The following is a 20,441-nucleotide window of genomic DNA, read 5'->3' on the forward strand; positions in this document are numbered from 1 at the left end:
CCCCTCACTGGACTGTTCGGTCCACTCTAGGTCCCGTACGGGCGACGGGTCGGCGGGGCATCCCGTACCCAGGACGCGCCCCCCGGGCTGGTCCCAGGTCGGACAGGGCCTAAGGGCTGTCCCGTAATCCGTGGTGGATCAGCGCACGGCGTCAGATGCGGTGCATCGCAAGGCGGAGGGACGCCCGCATACTGGATGTATTCGGGCGTTCCGACAACGCAGCGAGGTGCCGTAGCTGTCGTCGTGCGCCCGCCACGGATTACGGGACAGCCCTTAGCCGGGCGAGCCCGAGGAGTAGCGCCTGAACAGGGGCGACAGCACGAGCACCGACTTCGTGCGCTCCACGTAGGGCTCGCCCGCGATCCGTTCCAGTACCTGCTCGAAGTGGCGCATGTCCGCGGCGAAGACCTGGACGAGCGCGTCCGCGTCTCCGGTGACGGTGGACGCGGACACGACCTCCGGGTAGCGCTCCAGACCGCGCTGAATGGCCTCGGGCGAGGTTCTGCGGCTGCAGTAGATCTCGATGAAGCCCTCGGTCTCCCAGCCGAGCGCCGCCGGGTCCACCCGTACCGTGAAGCCGGTGATCGCTCCCTCGGCGCGCAGCCGGTCGACACGCCGCTTCACGGCGGGCGCGGACAGGCCGACGAGCGAGCCGATGTCGGCATAGGAGCGGCGGGCGTCCTCGGCGAGGGCGTGGACGATGCGTTCGTCGAGATCGTTGAGTCGCACTGCTGGTGGTTCACTTCTCTGCGGTGGCCGCTCGGGGGCGGCGGGTCCGGGGGCGGCGGGGGGCCGTAACGGAAGTAGAACACGACCCTGACCACCCGGGTGGCGGTGGAAGTCGGATAATGGGGTAGGCGGGCCTGTGATGAGTGCCGAGCCCCATGTGGTGGTTGTGGACTCGCCGCACCGGGACAGTGCGGCGGCCCGGGGAACAGCCGCCGAATTCCTGAAGCAGCACTGTCCCTGGGCCGACCTGGACGCGGTGCTGCTGGTCGTCTCGGAACTCGCCACGAACGCCATCCGGCATACCTCGGGGTGGTGGCGGCTCCATCTCACCGCGGCAAACGAGACCTTGACGGTGGAGATGGACGACTCCAGTCCGCTGCCGCCGGTCGCCCGCCGGCCCGACTTCGCGGGCGGCGGCGGATTCGGCTGGCACATGGTGCTGAGGCTCGCGGGTCATGTCGAGATCACGCCGCTGCCGGACGGCAAGCGGGTGAAGGCGGTCTGGCACCGGTCGGCGGTCATGGTCCCCGCCCCGGCCTGCTGACGGCGTACGGAGGGGGCGGGCCCCCAGATGCGGGCCCGCCCCCTCCGTAACGCCGTACTCCCCGCCCTACTCCACCACCAGCAGCCCTTCGCGCAGCCGTCCGGTGATCCGCGACAGCAGCCGGGACACATGCATCTGGGAGACGCCCAGTTCGGCGCCGATCTCCGACTGGGTCATCTCGTCGCCGAAGCGCATCCGCAGGATCTGCCGCTCCCGCTCGTCGAGTTCCTCGATGAGCGGCTTGAGCGCCTGGACGTTCTCCGCCGTCTCCAGACCCGCGTCGGGCGCGCCGAGCCGGTCGGAGAGCGGGGCGGAGGCTTCCGCCGCGTCGTCGGTCGGCATGTCGATCGAGCCGGCCGTGTAGCCGTTGCTCGCGACGATCCCCTCGATGATCTCGTCCTCGTCCAGACCGAGATGCCCGGCCAGTTCGGCCGTGGTGGGCGCGCGGTCGAGGCGCTGGGACAGCTCGTCGGTCGCCTTGGCCAGGTCGATCCGCAGCTCCTGGAGCCGGCGCGGTACGTGCACGGCCCAGCTGGTGTCCCGGAAGAACCGCTTGATCTCGCCGACGATGTACGGGACGGCGAAGGTCGCGAACTCCACCTCGCGGCTGAGTTCGAAGCGGTCGATCGCCTTGATCAGGCCGATGGTGCCGACCTGGACGATGTCCTCCATCTGGTCCGCGCGGTTCCGGAAGCGCGTGGCCGCGTAGCGGACCAGCGCGACATTCAGCTCGATCAGCGTGTTGCGCACGTACTGGTACTCGTGCGTGCCTTCGTCCAGCTGGGTCAGCCGGACGAAGAAGAGCTTCGAGATTTCCCGTGCGTCCTTGGGTGCCACATCCCCGGGGCTCTCCACGTACGGAAGGTCCAGCTCGGCCGCGTCGGCCCGCCACCGGATTCCGTACCGCGTACGTTCGGTCGGGACCGTGCTCGCGATGGACACTTCGTCCTCCCCTGCTCCGTGATCAGTGCAGGACCCGGATACCCCGTCCTGACGCACTCATGCCTGTTGATTCCAGATTGAGATATGCCGCAGGGTAGCCGGGAGGAGCTCTAGCTCCAACTGGCGTGCAGGGGCTTTCCCTCGGCGTAGCCGGCGGCGCTCTGGACGCCGACGATCGCTTTCTCCGCGAACTCCTCCAGGGAGTTCGCACCGGCGTAGGTGCAGGAGGAGCGCACCCCCGCGATGATCGAGTCGATCAGATCCTCGACACCGGGACGCGACGGGTCGAGGAACATCCGCGATGTCGAGATGCCCTCCTCGAACAGCCCTTTGCGGGCCCGGTCGTACGCCGACTCCTCGCTCGTACGGTTCCGTACGGCGCGCGCGGAGGCCATGCCGAACGACTCCTTGTACAGCCGTCCGTCGGCAGCCTCCTGAAGGTCGCCCGGGGACTCGTACGTACCGGCGAACCAGGAGCCGATCATGACATTGGAGGCGCCGGCGGCGAGGGCCATGGCGACATCGCGCGGGTGCCGGACTCCGCCGTCGGCCCACACGTGCTTGCCGAACTTCCCCGCCTCGGCGGCGCATTCCCGCACGGCCGAGAACTGCGGCCGGCCCACGCCGGTCATCATGCGGGTGGTGCACATCGCGCCGGGCCCGACACCGACCTTGATGATGTCCGCGCCGGCCTCGATCAGATCGCGTACGCCCTCCGCGCCGACGATGTTGCCCGCCACGATCGGCACCTCCGGGCTGAGCGCCCGTACGGCCCTGATGGCGGCGATCATCGACTCCTGGTGACCGTGCGCCGTGTCGACGACGAGTGTGTCGACGCCCGCGTCGAGGAGCTGCTTGGCCTTGCCCGCGACATCGCCGTTGATGCCGACGGCGGCGGCGATCCGCAGCTTGCCCCGGGCGTCGGTGGCGGGCGTGTAGAGGGTCGCGCGCAGCGCGCCCTTCCTGGTGAGGATGCCGACCAGCCTGCCGTCGGCGTCGATGGCCGGGGCGAGCTTGCGGTTGGCGTTGTCGAGCGTGGTGAACGCCTCGCGCGGGTCCATGTCCGCGGCGATCAGCAGCAGGTCCTTGGACATGACCTCGGACAGCTGGGTGAAGCGGTCGACGCCGGTCAGATCGTGATCGGTGACGATCCCGACGGGCCGCTTCTCCTCGTCCACCACGACACCCGCGCCGTGCGCCCGCTTGGGCAGCAGCGACAACGCGTCGCCGACGGTCTGGGCCGGGGCCAGGACGATCGGGGTGTCGAGCACGAGATGGCGTGTCTTGACCCAGGAGATGACGTCGGTGACGACCTCGATCGGGATGTCCTGCGGGATGACGACGAGGCCGCCGCGCCGGGCGACGGTCTCGGCCATCCGGCGGCCGGCGATGGCGGTCATGTTCGCGACGACCAGGGGGATGGTGGTCCCGGTGCCGTCGGGCGAGGAGAGGTCCACGGCCTGGCGGGAGCCCACGGCCGAACGGCTCGGCACCATGAAGACGTCGTCGTACGTCAGGTCGTACGGCGGCTGCAAGTCATTGAGGAAACGCACGTGCTGAACATCCCAGTCGATCGGAGTCGGACCCCGGTCGGTGGAGCCGGGGAAAGCGCACGTACTTCATTCTCCCATGCCGGACCGCGTACCCCATCGGGGAGAAACGTCCAGTTCAGGAGGGGTGTCCTGGTGCGATGCTCCCATGGCTGCCCCGGCGGTCCCGCCGCCAAACGGCCGGGCGGGACGCTCCCCGACCGGGTTACTCCCCGACCGGGTTACTCCCCGTCCGGGTCGGACCGCTCCAGCGCGGGCCGTGGCGCGGGCGTGAACTCGGTGAGCAGGAAGTCCGCCGCCGCGGTGTCGGTGACGAGGCTGGTGACCAGGCCCGAGCGCAGGACGGCGCCGATCGCCACGGCCTTGCGCAGCCCGCCCGCGATGGCCACGACCTCCGGGATGCGGCGCAGCCGGTCGGCCTCGACCGTGATGCACCGCTCGCCCAGATCGCGGCCGACCCGGCGGCCGTCGGCGTCGAAGAGATGCGCGGACATCTCGGCGGCGACGCCGAGCGAGGCGTAGTGGGCCCTCTCCTCGTCGGTGAGCATGTCGTGCACCGTGGAGATGCCCGGCTCCCACGAACCGATGGAGACGGCCGCGACGGTGACCTTGTCGAAGTACTCGAAGGCGCGCGCGATACCGGTCTGGCTGCGCAGCGCGGCGGCCGTCGCCGGGTCGGGCAGCAGCATCGGGGCGTAGATGGGGTGTGCCTCTCCCCCGGACACCTGGGCGGCACGCCGTACCGCCTCGACCGAGCCGCGCTCGGCGGTCCCCGCGTCGTACACACCGGTGAGCTGGACGACCGTACAGGGCGGCAGCCGGTCGAGCGCGGCCGCCATATGGATGGTGGACCGGCCCCAGGCCAGCCCCAGCACATCGCCCTCGACCACCAGCTCACCGAGCAGATCGGCGGCGACCTCGCCCAGGTTCTCCGGGTCGGGCGACTCGTCCGCGCCCTCCGCGGGCGACTCGACGACCACCGCGTGGCGCAGGCCGTAGCGGGCGCGCAGCGCGTCGGAGCGCTCCGCGTCCAGTTCGGCGGGGACGCGGATCTCGATCCGTACAAGATCGCGTTCGAGAGCCGTCTCCAGGACCCGCGCCACCTTGAAGCGGCTGACGCCGAACTCCTCGGCGATCTGGATCTTGGACTTGCCCTCCAGGTAGAAGCGGCGTGCCATGGCCGCCGCCTGCACCAGTTCCGCGGGTCCCATCCGCAGGGCTGGCCGACCTGCCGACATACCAGACACCGCGATCTCCTCACTGCTGTTCACACTCTGGACTCGCTGTTCATCCTGTCAGATGCAACGGTCCTCGATCAGCCCTGATGGGCCCGTTCATGTTCCTGTGGCTCGGTGGCCGGCCCGGGGTCGGTTCAGCGACCGGTTCCGGGGCCGTGCGGTGACCGGCCCGGGGGCCGCGTCAGTGGCCGCACGCCCAGGGGGCGGAGGCGGTCGCCTCGGTCGCCTGGTTGCGCAGCATCCGTACCGCCGCGGCCGGATCGTCCGTCCCGTACACCGCGGATCCCGCGACGAAGACATCGGCGCCGGCCTCGGCGCACCGCTCGATGGTGGCGGCCGAGACCCCGCCGTCGACCTGGAGCCACAGCTCGAGGCCGTGCTTGGAGATCAGCTCCCGGGTGCGGCGGATCTTGGGCAGCATGATGTCCAGGAAGGCCTGGCCGCCGAAGCCCGGCTCCACCGTCATGATCAGCAGCATGTCGAGCTCGGGGAGCAGATCCTCGTACGGCTCGATGGGCGTCGCGGGCTTCAGCGCCATGGACGCCCTGGCGCCCTTGGCGCGGATCTCGCGCGCCAGCCGTACGGGGGCGGCCGCGGCCTCCACGTGGAAGGTCACGGAACCGGCGCCCGCCTCGACGAACTGCGGGGCCCAGCGATCGGGTTCCTCGATCATCAGATGGCAGTCCAGCGGGATGTCCGTCGCCCGGCCGAGCGCTTCGACCACGGGCACGCCCAGGGTCAGATTGGGCACGAAGTGATTGTCCATGACATCGACGTGGAGCCAGTCGGCGCCTTGGACGGCCTTCGCCTCCTCGGCGAGTCGGGAGAAGTCGGCGGACAGGATGCTGGGGTTGATCTGGGCCATGTGCCAAGCCTGCCATGCTCCGGACGTGTTCCCGACCTCTTCCGGGCCTGGATACGGACCTCTGTACGAGCCGGTGCCGGACGGGAACGGCACAGTCCGCGCAATCCTCGCGTTTCAGCGAGGCCGGCGGCACGCGGCCGTCGGCCGTACCCCGTGCTGGTCGCCACGGCCGTCGGCCGGCCGGCGCTTCTCAGGCGGTACGGCGCAGCAGGGCCAGGTACATGGCGTCCGTGCCGTGCAGATGCGGCCACAGCTGGACGTCCGGGCCGTCCCCCAGCGCCGGTACGCCCGGCATCAGCGGCCTGGCGTCGATCCACTCCGCCTCGACGGCAGGGCCGCCGCGCCCCTTGAGGACGTCCTCCACGACCACCCGGGTCTCGGCGAGATGCGGGGAGCAGGTCGCGTACCCGACGACGCCGCCGACCCGTACCGCGCCGAACGCCTCGCGCAGCAGGGCGCGCTGAAGGGGCGCGAAGCCCTCCAGGTCCGCCGCGCGCCGCCGCCAGCGCGCCTCCGGCCTGCGCCGCAGTGCGCCGAGGCCCGAGCAGGGGACATCGACCAGGACCCGGTCGAAGGAGCCGGGAACCCACGGCGGCCGGGTGCCGTCCGCGGTGATCACCTGGTACGGGCCGGGGTTCCCGGCGAGCGCGCGTTCGACGAGCCGCGCCCGGTGCGGCTGCTTCTCCGCGGCGAGCAGGAACGCGCCGCGTTCGGCGGCCAGCGCGGCCATCAGCGCCGCCTTGCCGCCGGGCCCCGCGCAGCCGTCGAGCCAGCGGGCGTCGGAGCCGTCCACCGGTGCGTTGGCGACGGCGACCGCGACCAGCTGACTGCCCTCGTCCTGGACGCCGGCCCGCCCGTCGCGTACGGCGTCGAGCGCGCCCGGTTCGCCGCCCTCGGTGAGCCGTACGGCATAGGGCGACCAGCGGCCCGGCGTCCCGGCGTCCTCGCCGAGCACCTCCATCAGCTCATCGGTGGTCGAGCGGCCGGGACGGGCGACCAGCGTCACCTCGGGCCGTTCGTTGTCGGCTTCGAGGAGATCCTCGATACCGGCGCGGCCGCCGCCCAGCGCGTCCCAGAGGGCGGAGACCACCCAGCGCGGATGCGAGTGGACGACCGCGAGATGGTCCTCGGCGTCCTCGTCGTACGGCGGAGCGACCCGCTCCAGCCAGGTGTCCAGATCGTCCTGCGCGATCTTCCGCAGCACGGCGTTGACGAACCTGGCGCGGCCGTCGCCGAGCACCACCCGGGCCAGCTCCACACTCGCGGAGACCGCCGCGTGGGTCGGGATCCGCGTCCCGAGCAGCTGGTGCGCGCCGAGCGCGAGCACATCCAGCACCGGCGGGTCGACCTCGCGCAGCGGCCGGTCGATGCACGCCGAGATGATCGCGTCGTACGTGCCCTGGCGGCGCAGCGTCCCGTACACCAGCTCGGTGGCGAGCGCGGCGTCGCGCGCCTCGAAGGCGCTGTCCTCGCGGGCCTTCTTCAGCAGCGGGGGCAGGACGAGGTTCGCGTACGCGTCCCGCTCGTCGACGGCCCTGAGCGCCTCGAAGGCGAGGATCCGCACGGGATCCTTCTTGGGGCGGCGGTACGGCTTGGGGGGACGGCGATGGGCCTGCTCGTTCAAAGGTGCTCCGCGGTGAGAAGAGTCGATCCCTCTCAGCCTACGTGCGCCGCGCCGAGCCGTTCGCCCGGGGCGATCCGCACCCCGCGCGCCCAGTCGGCGGCGCGCATCGGCTTCTTGCCCTGCGGCTGGACCCAGAGCAGCTCGACGTCGTGCGAACCGGTGCCCGCGTAGACATTGTTCTTGCCGACGGCCAGCTCCCCGGGCGCCAGTTCCGTACGCCCGGGCAGCAGCCCCAGATGCACCAGCTTGAGCCGCTCGCCGCGGAAGACGGTCCAGGCGCCGGGCGCGGGTGTGCAGGCGCGGACCACGCGGTCGACGCGCAGCGCCGGCGCCGCCCACTCCACCTGTGCGTCCTCGACGGAGATCTTGGGGGCGAGGGAGATGCCCTCGGCGGGCTGCGGTACGGGCTTGAGGGTGCCGTCCTCGATCCCGTCCATGGTCGCGGAGAGCAGGCCGGCGCCGGCGAAGGCGAGCCGGGTCAGCAGATCACCGCTGGTGTCGGTGGGCCGTACATGCTCGGTGATCACGCCGTACACCGGCCCGGAGTCGAGGCCCTCCTCGATCTGGAAGGTGGCCGCGCCGGTCATCTCGTCGCCCGCCATGACCGCGTGCTGGACGGGCGCCGCGCCGCGCCAGGCCGGCAACAGCGAGAAGTGCAGATTCACCCAGCCGTGGACCGGTACGCCGAGGGCGACCTTGGGCAGCAGGGCGCCGTACGCGACGACCGGGCAGCAGTCGGGACCGATCTCCCGCAGCCGCGCGAGAAAGTCCTCGTCACGCGGCTTGGCCGGCTTGAGCACCTCGATGCCGGCCTCCTCCGCGCGCTGGGCGACGGGGCTGGCGACCAGCCTGCGGCCGCGTCCCGCGGGCGCGTCGGGCCTGGTCACGACGGCGACGACGTCATGCCGGTCGGAGGCGATGAGTGCGTCCAGGGCGGGTACGGCGACCTCGGGGGTGCCGGCGAAGACGAGCTTCATCGGTGGCTGACTGCCTCTCGGACTGGTGAGGACCGGTGCGTGATCCGGTGCGTGATCTCGGGCCGGTGCGCGCGGTGATCGAGCAGCGCACCAGTCTATGGGCCCGCGCCACGGGGGGCGTACGACGGCCCGCGCGCCCCCGCACATATGCGGATACGCCCCCACAGCGTGACCACAACGCCGGGTGGCGCGTTGTCAAGGGAGATTGACCAACACGGGCCGCACCGGTGCGGCCCGGATCCTTTTCAACGCCGGTTCGAGAGGCTTGTTCATGGCCGACCACGCAACCCACGACGCACAAGCCCGGGCAAGTCTGCACCTGTTGGTGCGGGACATCGAGCGGGTCCGACGGCAGGTGGACGCGCTGCGCACCCTCACCGCCCAGCTGGGCAATGTCTACCGCCCGCGCCGCTCAGGCCCGTCCACGGGCTTCGTCGTCTACGGCAGGGCCCCCGCTCCGACCGTCCGTCTCGCGCAGGAGCTGAGGGACAGCGTCGAGACCCTGGTGACCGCGGCCGTGGACTTCGACCGCTCGCTGGGCTTCTCGTGGGACGCGGTGGGTTCGGCGCTGGGTGTCACCAAGCAGGCGGTCCACCGCCGTTACGGCACCCGGCGGGCCGCGGCACAGCAGCAGCCCGCCGCGGTCGAGGCGGACCGCCCGCCGCAGGACCCCACCGCGCCCCGCCCGCCCCTGCAGGCCGTACCGGGCGCCGTACCCGCGGTCCCCGCCGCGCGGTCGATGCCCCCGCAGCCGACGGCGAGCACCCACTCCCTCCGCGAGGAAACCCGCCCGGGCGCCTTCCCCGGCCCACGTGGCGGCTGATCCCGGGAGGAGGAGCCGGGGCCGGGCCGGGGGACGGCCCTGTGCGGGACATGACCGGCCGTACGCGCGGCGAGGGCACCGGGGCCACTCCACACACCGGCCCCGCCCGGCGTTGCTCGTGCGGACGAAGGACGGGGCGGTGTGGCCGGCAGCCGCACGGCCGCACCGCCCCCGGGCCACCTATGCCCGGGGGGCGAACGGGCCTTCCCCCACCCGGTACGCAAACAGCCGGGTTCGCCGCGCCGTCAGCCGATGTCCGGTGGATCGATCCTGACCCGTACCGGATCGCCGCCGCCCCGGGCCAGCCGTGCTGCCTGCGCCGCCTTCAGCGCGCCGGCCAGCGCGGCGCCACTGCCCGGTGGCACCCGCAGCAAGGCCCGCTCCCAGCGCTCCCCCGGCGGGGGGTCGCCGGGTCTGCGCGGCCTGCCCGGATCCGTGAGCGGCAGCGGTACGGGGCCCAGCACCTCGGCGTCGCCCGGCAGTTCGGCGGCCGCAAGGAAGACGCCCACCGCCTCCGCCCGGCCGGTCACCGCCGCCATCCGTGACACCGGCGGAAACCCCAGCTCGGCCCGCTCCGCCAGCTCGCGCTGCGCGTGGCCCACCGGATCCCAGCGCACCAGTGCCTGCACCGGCCGCAGTGTCGGCTCGGCCACCACGACCACCGTGCCGCCCTCGCTCTGCCCGCGCACCAGGGAGCTCGCCTGCATCCAGCGCCGCAGGGCCTCCTCGCCCGCCCGCAGATCCGGCCGCCCGAGCATCGCCCAGCCGTCCAGCAGCAGGGCGGCCGCGTAACCGCCCTCCGCCACCGGCTCGGCCCCGGGGGTGCTGACCACGAGCGCCGGGCGGCCCGGCACGGAATCGAGCACATGGTCCCGGCCCGAGGTACGGACCGGGACGGCCGGGAACGCCCGGCCCAGCTCCTCCGCCGTCCGCCGCGCTCCGACGATCTGCGCGCGCAGCCGGGTGTTCCCGCACTCCACGCACTGCCAGCCCGGCTCGTCACGGCCGCACCACGCGCAGTGCAGCTCACGTTCCTGCGGAGCCTCCAGCGGGCCCGCGCAGTGGCGGCACCGGGCCGGCGTACGGCAGCGTTCGCAGGCCAGCTTGGGCACATAGCCGCGCCGGGGCACCTGCACCAGCACCGGACCGGTCTTCAGTCCTTCCCTGACGGCCTGCCAGGCGAGACTGGGCAGCCGGGCCACGCGCGCCGCCTCGTCCCGGGCCAGCTCACCGTCGCCGACGGTACGGACCAGCGGCGCGGCCGTACGCACCTGCTCGCGGCCCGCCGCCAGGGGCAACGCCCACCCCGTCTCCACCAGCTGGGCCGCCTCGACCGTGCATCCCGTACTGCCCAGCAGGAAAGCGCACTTGTCGTGGGCGGCGCGCAGGAGCAGCACCTCGCGGGCGTGCGGCTGGGGGGCGTGCTGCTCGCTGTGGCTGCCGTCCCCGTCGTCCCAGATGGCGACGAGTCCCAGGTCCCGTACCGGCGCGAACATGGCCGCGCGGGTACCGACCACCGCCCGCACCGAACCGCGCCGTACGGCGAGCCACTCCCGGTACCGCTTCTCCGGCCCCGCCTCCGCCGTGAGCAGCGCGTGCCGGCCCTCGCCGAGCAGCGCCGTGAGCGCGGTGTCGACCCGCGCCGCGACCCGCCCGTCCGGTACGACGACGAGCGCCCCCCGGCCCGATGCCAGCGTCGCCGCCACCGCCCGCGCCAGCTCCTGCGCCCAGTGGGGTCCGGGCAGCGCGGTCCATACGGCCCGCGGCGCGCCACCCCCGGCCAGCGCGTCCAGGAACGCGGCCCCCTTCACGTACCGCTCCCACGTCCCCGCCTCCGGCGCGGCCGGCGACGGCAGCGGCTCCGGGGAGGGCTTCGACTCGGCGCGCGCGTTCCTCGGCGGGACCGCGAGCTGCAGGACGTCCGCGAGGCTCCCGGCATAGCGGTCGGCGACGGCCCGCGCGAGCCCGAGCAGCTCGGCGCTGAGCACGGGCTCCGGCGACACCACATCGGCGAGCGCCGCGAGCGGCCCGGAATAGTCGGAATCGGCCCGCCGCTCGACGACGAACCCGTCGATCAGCCGCCCGCCCTCACGCCGCCCACCCCGCACCTGATGCGCCCCGGCCCCGAACCGCACCCGCACCCGCACCCCCGGCTGCGCCACCTCGTCCAGCTCCTCCGGCACGGCGTAGTCGAAGAACTGATCAAGATGCAGCACCCCCTTGTTGACCACCACCCGCGCAACCGGCAACTCCCCGGCCAACGCGGCCCCCCGCCACGTCCGCGGCTTCGCCCGCGGCACCTTGGCCTTCCGCACACTCTCCCGAATAAGCGCAAGCTGCTCAGGCCCCCCACCCCCGGGATCCTCAGACTGCCTGTCATCGCTGCTCACAGCTTCATACCTACCAGACCGCACTGACACCACCACTACCCACAGCCGCTCGCCCACTCCGGGCCCCTCCCGACTGCCGTCGGCCGCAAGTGGCCGATATGGCTGTCTCGACAGGTACAGCCGGATCCGGTTGCCTCCAGAACCGGAAACGGGAAACTCCACCGACCGCCTTGCACGTGTGAACTTGCCGGGACGACGCTGGCACGCATCGACGGGCGGCCCACGGAGCCGACCGTGAACAGCATCAGGGGGAGAGCATGCTGGAACAGCCATCCACGTTCGGCAGCGAACTTCGACGGGCGCGCTTAGCGGCCGGAATGACACTTGCCGAGCTGTCCTCACTCGTCCACTACAGCAAAGGCCAGCTCAGCAAGGTGGAGACAGGGCACAAGCGCCCTACCTCGGAGCTGGCCCGTCTCTGTGACGCGGCACTGGACAACAGCGGCGCTCTGATCGCCCTCGTGCCGGACCGCCCCCGCAGCGAAGGGCCCTCACCTGACGCACGGACCACATCTTCACGGTGGGATCCTCCTCGACGACGGCAGGTGCTGACCGCGGGCGCAGCATCCGTGCTCGGGGTGGCGGTCCCCAACAATCAGCCTCCTGTCGCTTCCCTGGCCGACGGCACTCTGCTCGATGCCTCCAGCGCGCTGTTCGACCAGTTCCGCCGACTCGGACAGACCGCACCGCCGGGCGCGGTTCTGCCGGCGCTGGCGGAACAGACCCGTGCCTTGCGAGCGCTGGCCGCCCGGAGCGGTCCTCGTACAGGGCACGGACTGCTCACACTGTCCGCTCGGTATGCCGAATTCGCCGGGTGGATGGCCCAAGAAGCCGGTGAGGAACAAGCCGCCCTGCGGTGGACGGACTACGCGGTGGAACTCGCCGCCGCAACCGGCGACGAGAGCCTCGCCTCATACGCCCTGGTACGCCGAGGACTCGTCGCCTACTACCGGGGCGACGCGGCCGGAACCGTGGCACTCGCCCAGGGTGCCCGGTCGCGTCGGCTGCCGCGCCGCATTCTTGGTCTCGCGGCTCAGCGTGAAGCCCAGGGGCATGCGCTCGCCGGGGATCAGGCCGCGTGTCTGCGCGAGCTGGACCGTGCGCGCGGTCTGCTAGCCCAGGGTGCCAACGACGGTGCGGGCCCGGTACTCGGCACGACCCATCTCACGGATCCGGTAGCGATGATTACCGGATGGTGCCTGCTCGATCTGGGTAAGCCACGACAGTCCGCGAAGATCCTGGACGAAGAGATCGGACGGATACCCGCCAAGGCGATGCGGACCCACGCTCGCTACGGTGCGCGCCGAGCCCTCGCCCACGCGCTGGCCGGAGAGATCGACCATGCGTGCGAGCTGGCCCGCGGTCTGCTGAGCGCGGCTCACACTGTCGGATCCGCGACCATCGCCCTGGATCTCCGCAGGCTCTCGCGGACGCTGGGCCGCCACCCGAAGAATCCGGCTGTACAGGAACTGGCCCCTCTGCTGGCCTTCGCGCTCTCTCCTACCGCACAAGTCCTGTAGCTCCGGCGAACATCGGACACGGATGCCGTTGTCCGTGGATTCGCTTCCAGGCCCCGCTCATCTGTCGAAAGGACAGCACGTTATGACCGACGTCTTCATCAACTACCGCACGGGCGACGGAGAAGAAACCGCCGTCGCCCTCGAACAGAACCTCACCCAGCGCTTCGGGGAGGGGCGGATCTTCCGGGCCAGCCCGTCCATCCGTCCCGGGCAGTTGTTCGACGACAAGCTGCTGGCAAGCGTCAGGACCAGCTCCGTACTCATCGCGGTGATCGGAACACACTGGGCCGAGTCGCCCCGGCTGCACGACCGTGACGACTGGGTGCGCAAGGAGATCCTGGAGGCGTTTCGCTGCGCCATTACCGTGGTGCCCGTCCTCGTGGGCCGAGAGACCAAACGGCTGCAGCCAGCAGGGCTGCCGTCCGCACTGCGCAAACTCGCACGGTGCCAGTCAATCCGTTACGACACCCAGAACTCGGAGTACGACCTGCTCCGCCTCGGCGACTTCCTCGCCGAGGAAATACCGGCGCTGGCCGAAGCGGAAAAGGCAGCACAGCCCCAGGAGCAGCCAGAACCCGGCTCCACTCACTACTCCATGGGCGCGGTGAGCGGAGGCACCGCGGTTCAGGCCCGGGACATCTCCGGTGACGTCGGCGGCACCATCATCAGAGAGGCCCACGGCCCGCTGCACACCGGGCCGGGCGACCAGCACCACCATGCCCCGCATCTGACGGGCGACGGCTCGTCGTATGTGGCCGGAGACCAGCATGGCGGCGGCAACCGCCGCACATTCGGCACAGAACCCCGACGCCGGGACGACGCTCGATGAACGAGGCGCCGACGACACAGATCGGCGAGGTGAGGTCCGGCACCCATACGGGTTCCGGTAGCCAGTACATCTACAACCAGTACGTGGCTGAAGCGTCACTGTCGAAGAACTCCGAGGGCAAGACACCGCGCGCCGTCGCGGAAGAAGAACTTCTCTGGCTACAGAGGCGCTTCCAAGCTCCGGACGGCTTCGCTGACGCAGTCGCGAAGCTGGAGGAGCGCGGCACGGTTCTGCTGGACGGGAAAGCCGGAGAGGGACGGAACGCGGCAGCCAGGGTGCTGCTCCACCGGCTTCCGCATAGCCGCGGCACGATGCGTGAGCTTCTGCCCGAAAAGGACAATGAGGATTCCTCCCGCCTCCTCGACCCTGAACTGATCGAGGATGAGGGCCGGCTGCTGTTGGACCTGTCCGGGGAGGACGACCGGCGCTGGCTTGGCATTCAGGCAGAACTTTCGTCGTACCGAGCGTCGGTCCGGGACCGGCACGCCGGTCTGGTGGTGGTTCTGCCGCGCGGGGTCGGACACCTCCTCACCTCCGAGCTGGCGGATCTGCGATGCGTCATTTCACGGCCCCCGCTCCTGGAACTCGACATCATCAAGCGCCACCTGCGGTTGGAAGGACTCGACCCCACGCTTTTGGAGTCTGTCCCCGATGTGCTGAAGGGCTTCCTGGCCGGCGGGCGCACACTCACCGAGGTCGCCACCTTTGCCCAATACCTGTGCCGGACGGCGGCCGACGGCGGCTCGTTCGATGCCTGGTGTGCCCGCGCCCTCGACGCCCTCCGAGGGCAGCCCGAACATGCCGCGTCGCTGCTGCGTTCCGTACGAAAAGGAGCCCCACGGGCCCTTCTGGTGGCGGCGGCGATGCTGCATGAGGCTCGCGGCGACGCCGTACACCGGGCAGCTGCTCTCCTGCTCAGCGCCGTGGATCCGACGGCGCCGACTCGACCGGCTCTGCAACACAGGCCGCTGTCCGAACGTTTGGAAGACATCGAGGCCCGGGCCGACTCCAAGGGGCGAGTCACCTTTTCGGGACTCGAGCTCGATGCCGCTGTCCGGACTCGAGTGTGGAACGACCTTCCCGACCTGCGGGAGGCCTTGCGGGAATGGGTCGGCAAGATCGTGAACTTGCCGGAACTGGACGACTGCGACCGGGACGCACTGGTCCAGCGGTTCGCGGAGCAGTGCTTCGCCTGCCGCCGCCCCGACGACCTGCTCACCCTCGCGGAGCGCTGGGCCCGCATACCGAGCAGTCAGCGAGCGGCTGTGCACGCCCTCAGACACGGACTCCACAGTCGTGAGTTCGGCAAGAAGTTCCGCAGTCGTATCTACGATTGGTCGATAGGCCAGGGGCCTTCTCCTGAGCTACGACGCGTGCTCGTCGCCGTCTGTCATGAGGACATGGCCGTCCGCCATCCCCACGCGGCATTGGTACGCCTCCATCATCTGGCTCGCCGTGAGAACCCTGGCAGCCTGGCGCGCGATGCCCTGCTTCGGCTGGTGGACGAGGACCACCGGCTCCGCCGCCGCATGCTGGCCCGCCTCGTGACCACCTTCACCGCCGCCCACGGAAGGAGCGCCGAGACCCACCTGGCGGCGGACATGGACCTCTTCCTCGCATTCAGCGTCCCAGGGGGACTCGGCGATCCTGGAACCCGTTCCCGACCCCTGATCGCCGAGTGGACGGTGCGGAAGGATCTCGCGGTCGGGTGGGCCACCATGTTCGGCAGGCTGCCTGCCGAGCGGTGGATCGCCCCCGCACACGCCTGGCTGAGCGCAGCCTGTGCACAGTCCCCCGTCGAGGACCTGTTCCTCGACGTCCTGGTCGCCGCATGCCGAAAACGCGGCGACCATCTCGGGCTGTTGTATCGCACGGGCCGCGGCTGGGCGGCAGGGCAACCTGTCCAGGACGCCCGCGCCAAGGGGCTGCCCGCCCGTCTCTTCCAGAAGATCAGCGCAGCCCAACGAGTCCAGGCCCCCTTCGCGCGGGAGACAACAACGCCATGAGTTCCGGCCACAAGACCGTGACGGTCTTTCTCACCCTTATCTGCGGGCTGATCCTTACCATTGTCGGCTTCTCCACGCGCTGGCCGTTGTGGGCATGGCCGGCGGCGGCCTTCGCGCTCCTTGCCGCCCCCGTGGTCGCGGTACGCCTCGCGGCGCGGCGTCAGGATCCGTTCCCGCCGCAGTACCTTCAAGAGCCCGACAGGCCGTTACCTCCCGTGGAACGCCGTGAACTGCGTATCACTGACGTCGCACTGCCCAGCCAGCTGGATGACTACGACTTCCTCCTTTCCGCAACGGTGCGCTGGTGCCCGGTGGCAGCTCCGGCCGGATCCCCGCCCATCAGCCAGAGCGGACTTGCGGTAGAAGCCGTCTTGGAACGGGCGGCGCGCATCACGGCAGTCCGCCATCCCGCCCGCGGTTCTCTGGTGCAGCACGAGCTCAACGGGACTCTTGCCACCATGCATGAGGACGCCGCCGGCAGGGTGCAGGCCATGGCCCTGGAGGTCACTCTCACGCTCTCGGAGCAGGATCACGTACGACTCGCCAAACTCGCCGCGGTGCGTAAGGACGAGGCGGTGTGGGAACACGAGCGCAAGTACGAACAGAGCCGCCGGGCCTACCTGGGCGGCGATGTGCTCCGGAGCACCGGTAGTGCGGTCGTGTGGTGGCTGCACAGGAACGATGACCGGATCGACAAAACCGTCAAGGACCTCGGTCTACTGGCCCAGCTCACCTCGGCGGCCAACAACGAGGACATCACTGAACGTCTTCGGCATCTGGTGCCGTCACCGTTTCCCGGGCAGGACCCAGGAGATCCGCCGGCCGCGGACCCCCCATACCGTCCGGGACCGCACGTGCCGGGCTGGGATCCTCACACGGCCGCCTACGCACCGACTCCACCTGCGGAAGGGGAAGTCGGTCGCGCGTTCTCACACCTCCTGCAGGCAGCCGGGCTCTCGCCCGAGGACAGCGAGAGCGCTCTGCTCGCCGAGTACGTGGCGTCGACACTCGACCACCGCGACGAGGATCAGGCCGCGGAAATCCGGCGGCTCGTCGACGTTCCAGCGGAGCCGGCCGGCAGTCCGGATCCCGTGTCTTCAGGAATGAACGGTGCGGGCCCGGACGTCGTGACACCGCCGGATTCCATCGTTCACTCCTGACGTCACGCACCCCTGACGTCTCACGGTGTACCAGGCGCATACAGAACGGCCCCGGACCGTCGTGCGGTCCGGGGCCGTTCTGGTGAGCGGTGTGGGGTGGGTCAGACGCCTGCGGCCTTGCGGAGGGCGTCTACTCGGTCGGTGCGCTCCCAGGTGAAGTCCGGGAGTTCGCGGCCGAAGTGGCCGTATGCCGCCGTCTGGGCGTAGATCGGGCGGAGCAGGTCGAGGTCGCGGATGATCGCGGCCGGGCGGAGGTCGAAGACCGAGGCGATGGCCTGCTCGATCTTTTCGGTGTCGACCTTGGCGGTGCCGAAGGTCTCGACGAAGAGACCGACCGGCTCGGCCTTGCCGATCGCGTACGCGACCTGGACCTCGCAGCGCGAGGCGAGGCCGGCGGCCACGACGTTCTTGGCGACCCAGCGCATGGCGTACGCGGCGGAGCGGTCGACCTTGGACGGGTCCTTGCCGGAGAAGGCGCCGCCGCCGTGGCGGGCCATGCCGCCGTAGGTGTCGATGATGATCTTGCGGCCGGTCAGACCGGCGTCGCCCATCGGGCCGCCGATCTCGAAGCGGCCGGTCGGGTTGACCAGCAGGCGGTAGCCGTCGGTCTCCAGCTTGATGCCGTCGTCGACGAGCTCCTTGAGGACGTGCTCCACGACGAACTCACGGACGTCGGGGGCGAGCAGCGAGTCCAGGTCGATGTCCGACGCGTGCTGCGAGGAGACGACGACCGTGTCGAGGCGGACGGCCTTGTCGCCGTCGTACTCGATGGTGACCTGCGTCTTGCCGTCGGGGCGCAGGTACGGGATGGTCCCGTTCTTGCGGACCTCGGAGAGGCGGCGCGAGAGCCGGTGCGCGAGGTGGATCGGGAGCGGCATCAGCTCGGGCGTCTCGTCGCAGGCGTAGCCGAACATCAGGCCCTGGTCGCCGGCGCCCTGCTTGTCCAGCTCGTCCTCGTCGCCCTCGACGCGCTGCTCGTACGCCGTGTCGACGCCCTGCGCGATGTCGGGCGACTGGGCGCCGATGGACACCGAAACGCCGCAGGAGGCGCCGTCGAAGCCCTTCTTCGAGGAGTCGTAGCCGATCTCCAGGATCTTGTTCCGCACGAGCTGCGCGATCGGGGCGTAGGCCTTGGTGGTCACTTCGCCGGCCACATGCACCAGGCCGGTGGTGATCAAGGTCTCCACGGCGACCCGGGAGGACGGGTCCTCCTGCAGGAGCGCGTCAAGAATGGTGTCGCTGATCTGGTCAGCGATCTTGTCGGGGTGACCTTCGGTCACTGACTCCGAGGTGAACAGACGGCGGGACACATCGCTCCCTGAGGTTGCAGCGGCTGCTGGCTGATCATTGGCGGACCGGCGGGGGGCTGCAGCCCCGCGACGGTCCACGACCACTTTATCGGTCGTATGAGGCCACGGGGCGAAGTGTCTCGATCTGTGGGAGTCCCGACGCCCGCGGCACTGCATTATGCGATACGCCGAACAACCCTGGCCAGGGGCCGCTACGCCGGATTTGAGCGGTTCTTGAGCGCCGGGGCGACGGATCCGAAGGGGCGCCCCGAAAGAGGCGAAACAAAGAATTCATCCGAGCAACGTGTCGCGTTCAGGTGTTCCGGTGTCCCGGTGTTCCCGTGTCCCGGTGCTCCGGTCCCAGCCTCGGCACCACCAGATCCCAGACGACATCCGCGAGGGCCTCCTTGGGCCCGTACGGCACCGGGGTCTCGGCGCCGTCCGCCGCGAGCACGATCGCCTCGTTCTCCTCGGCGCCGAAGGTCTTGCGCTCCCCGACCTCGTTGACGACCAGCAGGTCGCATCGCTTGCGCAGCAGCTTCTGCCGGCCGTTGGCGAGGACGTCGTCCGTCTCTGCGGCGAAGCCGACAACCACCTGTTCGGCGTGCGCCCGTTCGGCCGAGATCTCGGCGAGTATGTCCGGGTTACGGACCAGCACGACGGGCACGGGCTCCTCACCGTCCTTCTTCTTGATCTTGCCCTCGGCGTAGGACGCGGGCCGGAAGTCCGCGACGGCGGCCGCCATGACCACGGCGTCGGCCCGCGCCGCCGCCTTCAGCACGGCCTCGCGCAGCTGTACGGCCGTCCCGACATGGACCACGTCCACTCCGGCGGGGTCGGTCATCCCCGTGTTGGCCTCGATGAGGGTCACCCGGGCGCCCCGGGCCGCCGCCGTACGGGCCAGGGCGTACCCCTGCTTCCCCGAGGAGCGGTTCCCGAGATAGCGGACGGGGTCGAGCGGCTCGCGCGTACCGCCCGCGCTGACCACGACATGACGGCCGGCGAGGTCGGGCTCCGCGGCGCCGCGCGCCAGTACGCGGCGGCAGATCTCGAAGATCTCCCCCGGATCGGGCAGCCGGCCCTTGCCGGTGTCGACGCCGGTGAGCCGGCCGACGGCGGGTTCGATGACGACGGCGCCGCGGCGGCGCAGCGTCGCGACGTTCTCCTGGGTGGCGGGGTGCTCCCACATCTCGGTGTGCATGGCCGGGGCGAAGACGACCGGACAGCGGGCGGTGAGAAGCGTGTTCGTGAGCAGGTCGTCGGCGAGCCCGTGCGCCGCCCTGGCGAGCAGATCGGCGGTGGCCGGGGCGACGACGACCAGATCGGCGGACTGCCCGATCCGTACGTGGGGCACCTCATGGACATCGGACCAGACGCCGGTGGAGACGGGGTGGCCGGAGAGCGCCGACCAGGTCGCGGCGCCGACGAAATGAAGCGCGGACTCGGTCGGTACGACCCGTACGTCATGGCCGGACTCGGTCAGCCGTCGCAGCAGCTCGCACGCCTTGTAGGCGGCGATCCCGCCGGCGACCCCCAGAACGACCTTCGGCTTGTCCACCGTGTCTCCCCGCTCTCGAACACCTACGGTCCCGCACCCAATGACAGCACCTATGACACACCACAGGCCCGGCAGTCGCGCTGCCGGGCCTGGATGAAGAGCCTGTACCGCCTACTGAGCCGGGCCCTCGATGGCCTCGGAGGTCAGCAGGCCCGCGTTGATCTCGCGCAGGGCGATCGAGAGCGGCTTCTCGTGGACGTGGGTGTCCACCAGCGGACCGACGTACTCGAGCAGGCCCTCACCGAGCTGCGAGTAGTACGCGTTGATCTGGCGCGCGCGCTTGGCCGCGTAGATCACGAGGCTGTACTTCGAGTCCGTGGCCTCGAGCAGCTCATCGATCGGCGGGTTGATGATGCCCTCGGGCGTGGTGATGGAAGAGGACACTCTCTAGCCTTCC

The 20,441-nt window shown here is 70.7% G+C and carries 17 protein-coding genes; 6 read left to right on the forward strand and 11 right to left on the reverse strand.

The features are described 5' to 3' along the window. Window positions 1–273 precede the first annotated feature (273 nt). Window positions 274–729 (reverse strand): Lrp/AsnC family transcriptional regulator, encoded by a 456-nt coding sequence (locus tag ACZ6MZ_RS29915; protein ID WP_384188678.1) that lies wholly within the window; start codon window positions 727–729, stop codon window positions 274–276. Window positions 730–868: 139 nt separating this feature from the next. Here ACZ6MZ_RS29915 and ACZ6MZ_RS29920 point away from each other — a divergent pair, with 139 nt between their 5' ends. Then, the gene (locus ACZ6MZ_RS29920) at window positions 869–1,273 is read left to right on the forward strand and encodes an ATP-binding protein (protein ID WP_469355477.1); all 405 of its coding nucleotides are present in this window, start codon (window positions 869–871) and stop codon (window positions 1,271–1,273) included. A gap of 66 nt (window positions 1,274–1,339) precedes the next feature. Here ACZ6MZ_RS29920 and ACZ6MZ_RS29925 read toward each other — a convergent pair whose 3' ends face one another. The 6 genes from ACZ6MZ_RS29925 to fmt form a co-directional block, all read right to left on the reverse strand. Then, complete coding sequence (locus tag ACZ6MZ_RS29925) at window positions 1,340–2,215, reverse strand: RNA polymerase sigma factor SigF (protein WP_384193291.1); 876 nt, start codon at window positions 2,213–2,215, stop codon at window positions 1,340–1,342. Between the two features lie 110 nt (window positions 2,216–2,325). Then, window positions 2,326–3,789: a GuaB1 family IMP dehydrogenase-related protein gene (locus tag ACZ6MZ_RS29930; RefSeq protein ID WP_389787448.1), complete on the reverse strand. Its 1,464-nt coding sequence runs from the start codon at window positions 3,787–3,789 to the stop codon at window positions 2,326–2,328. Between the two features lie 197 nt (window positions 3,790–3,986). Then, window positions 3,987–5,003, reverse strand: coding sequence for a sugar-binding transcriptional regulator (locus ACZ6MZ_RS29935; protein WP_469355538.1), 1,017 nt, complete (start codon window positions 5,001–5,003; stop codon window positions 3,987–3,989). A gap of 181 nt (window positions 5,004–5,184) precedes the next feature. Then, entirely contained in the window at window positions 5,185–5,868 is a 684-nt protein-coding gene (gene rpe / locus ACZ6MZ_RS29940; protein ID WP_389787397.1) for a ribulose-phosphate 3-epimerase, read from the reverse strand. Window positions 5,869–6,058: 190 nt separating this feature from the next. Next, window positions 6,059–7,492 (reverse strand): RsmB/NOP family class I SAM-dependent RNA methyltransferase, encoded by a 1,434-nt coding sequence (locus tag ACZ6MZ_RS29945; protein ID WP_469355479.1) that lies wholly within the window; start codon window positions 7,490–7,492, stop codon window positions 6,059–6,061. A 32-nt stretch (window positions 7,493–7,524) separates the two neighbouring features. Next, window positions 7,525–8,469, reverse strand: coding sequence for a methionyl-tRNA formyltransferase (fmt, locus tag ACZ6MZ_RS29950; RefSeq protein WP_389787392.1), 945 nt, complete (start codon window positions 8,467–8,469; stop codon window positions 7,525–7,527). 271 nt (window positions 8,470–8,740) lie between these two features. On the opposite strand from fmt, the gene ACZ6MZ_RS29955 reads away from it, so the two are divergent. Then, a complete protein-coding gene (locus ACZ6MZ_RS29955) occupies window positions 8,741–9,292 on the forward strand; it encodes a hypothetical protein (protein WP_384330242.1) in 552 nt (183 codons plus the stop codon). Window positions 9,293–9,537: 245 nt separating this feature from the next. On the opposite strand, the gene ACZ6MZ_RS29960 is transcribed toward ACZ6MZ_RS29955, so the two are convergent. Then, the gene (locus tag ACZ6MZ_RS29960; RefSeq protein ID WP_469355481.1) at window positions 9,538–11,682 is read right to left on the reverse strand and encodes a primosomal protein N'; all 2,145 of its coding nucleotides are present in this window, start codon (window positions 11,680–11,682) and stop codon (window positions 9,538–9,540) included. A gap of 257 nt (window positions 11,683–11,939) precedes the next feature. On the opposite strand from ACZ6MZ_RS29960, the gene ACZ6MZ_RS29965 reads away from it, so the two are divergent. The 4 genes from ACZ6MZ_RS29965 (at window position 11,940) to ACZ6MZ_RS29980 (ending at window position 17,197) form a co-directional block, all read left to right on the forward strand. Next, the gene (locus ACZ6MZ_RS29965; protein WP_469355483.1) at window positions 11,940–13,202 is read left to right on the forward strand and encodes a helix-turn-helix domain-containing protein; all 1,263 of its coding nucleotides are present in this window, start codon (window positions 11,940–11,942) and stop codon (window positions 13,200–13,202) included. Between the two features lie 82 nt (window positions 13,203–13,284). Further along, complete coding sequence (locus ACZ6MZ_RS29970; RefSeq protein ID WP_469355485.1) at window positions 13,285–14,031, forward strand: toll/interleukin-1 receptor domain-containing protein; 747 nt, start codon at window positions 13,285–13,287, stop codon at window positions 14,029–14,031. After that, window positions 14,028–16,037 carry a hypothetical protein gene (locus ACZ6MZ_RS29975; RefSeq protein WP_469355487.1) on the forward strand — a complete coding sequence of 670 codons (2,010 nt, stop codon included), beginning with the start codon at window positions 14,028–14,030 and terminating at the stop codon, window positions 16,035–16,037. Before ACZ6MZ_RS29970 ends, ACZ6MZ_RS29975 begins: the two co-directional genes overlap by 4 nt. Continuing rightward, the gene (locus ACZ6MZ_RS29980; protein ID WP_469355489.1) at window positions 16,034–17,197 is read left to right on the forward strand and encodes a hypothetical protein; all 1,164 of its coding nucleotides are present in this window, start codon (window positions 16,034–16,036) and stop codon (window positions 17,195–17,197) included. The genes ACZ6MZ_RS29975 and ACZ6MZ_RS29980 overlap by 4 nt, the downstream gene beginning before the upstream one ends. 101 nt (window positions 17,198–17,298) lie before the next feature. On the opposite strand, the gene metK is transcribed toward ACZ6MZ_RS29980, so the two are convergent. From metK to rpoZ, 3 genes are all read right to left on the reverse strand, one after another. Continuing rightward, window positions 17,299–18,507, reverse strand: a complete 1,209-nt coding sequence (metK, locus tag ACZ6MZ_RS29985; RefSeq protein ID WP_389787387.1) for a methionine adenosyltransferase — start codon at window positions 18,505–18,507, stop codon at window positions 17,299–17,301. A 292-nt stretch (window positions 18,508–18,799) separates the two neighbouring features. After that, on the reverse strand, window positions 18,800–20,044 hold the full coding sequence (coaBC, locus tag ACZ6MZ_RS29990) for a bifunctional phosphopantothenoylcysteine decarboxylase/phosphopantothenate--cysteine ligase CoaBC (RefSeq protein ID WP_469355491.1): 1,245 nt from the start codon (window positions 20,042–20,044) through the stop codon (window positions 18,800–18,802). Between the two features lie 111 nt (window positions 20,045–20,155). Then, the gene (gene rpoZ / locus ACZ6MZ_RS29995; RefSeq protein WP_003970369.1) at window positions 20,156–20,428 is read right to left on the reverse strand and encodes a DNA-directed RNA polymerase subunit omega; all 273 of its coding nucleotides are present in this window, start codon (window positions 20,426–20,428) and stop codon (window positions 20,156–20,158) included. Window positions 20,429–20,441 lie beyond the last annotated feature (13 nt).

It is taken from the genome of Streptomyces sp. NPDC042201, assembly GCF_055582185.1.

Bases quoted from the DNA above. Each gene is read 5' to 3' on its own strand.
- ACZ6MZ_RS29975 (WP_469355487.1), top strand. From the start codon at position 14,028: ATGAACGAGGCGCCGACGACACAGATCGGCGAGGTGAGGTCCGGCACC.
- rpe (WP_389787397.1), bottom strand. From the start codon at position 5,868: ATGGCCCAGATCAACCCCAGCATCCTGTCCGCCGACTTCTCCCGACTC.
- ACZ6MZ_RS29965 (WP_469355483.1), top strand. From the start codon at position 11,940: ATGCTGGAACAGCCATCCACGTTCGGCAGCGAACTTCGACGGGCGCGC.
- ACZ6MZ_RS29920 (WP_469355477.1), top strand. From the start codon at position 869: ATGAGTGCCGAGCCCCATGTGGTGGTTGTGGACTCGCCGCACCGGGAC.
- fmt (WP_389787392.1), bottom strand. From the start codon at position 8,469: ATGAAGCTCGTCTTCGCCGGCACCCCCGAGGTCGCCGTACCCGCCCTG.
- ACZ6MZ_RS29955 (WP_384330242.1), top strand. From the start codon at position 8,741: ATGGCCGACCACGCAACCCACGACGCACAAGCCCGGGCAAGTCTGCAC.
- ACZ6MZ_RS29970 (WP_469355485.1), top strand. From the start codon at position 13,285: ATGACCGACGTCTTCATCAACTACCGCACGGGCGACGGAGAAGAAACC.
- ACZ6MZ_RS29935 (WP_469355538.1), bottom strand. From the start codon at position 5,003: ATGTCGGCAGGTCGGCCAGCCCTGCGGATGGGACCCGCGGAACTGGTG.
- ACZ6MZ_RS29980 (WP_469355489.1), top strand. From the start codon at position 16,034: ATGAGTTCCGGCCACAAGACCGTGACGGTCTTTCTCACCCTTATCTGC.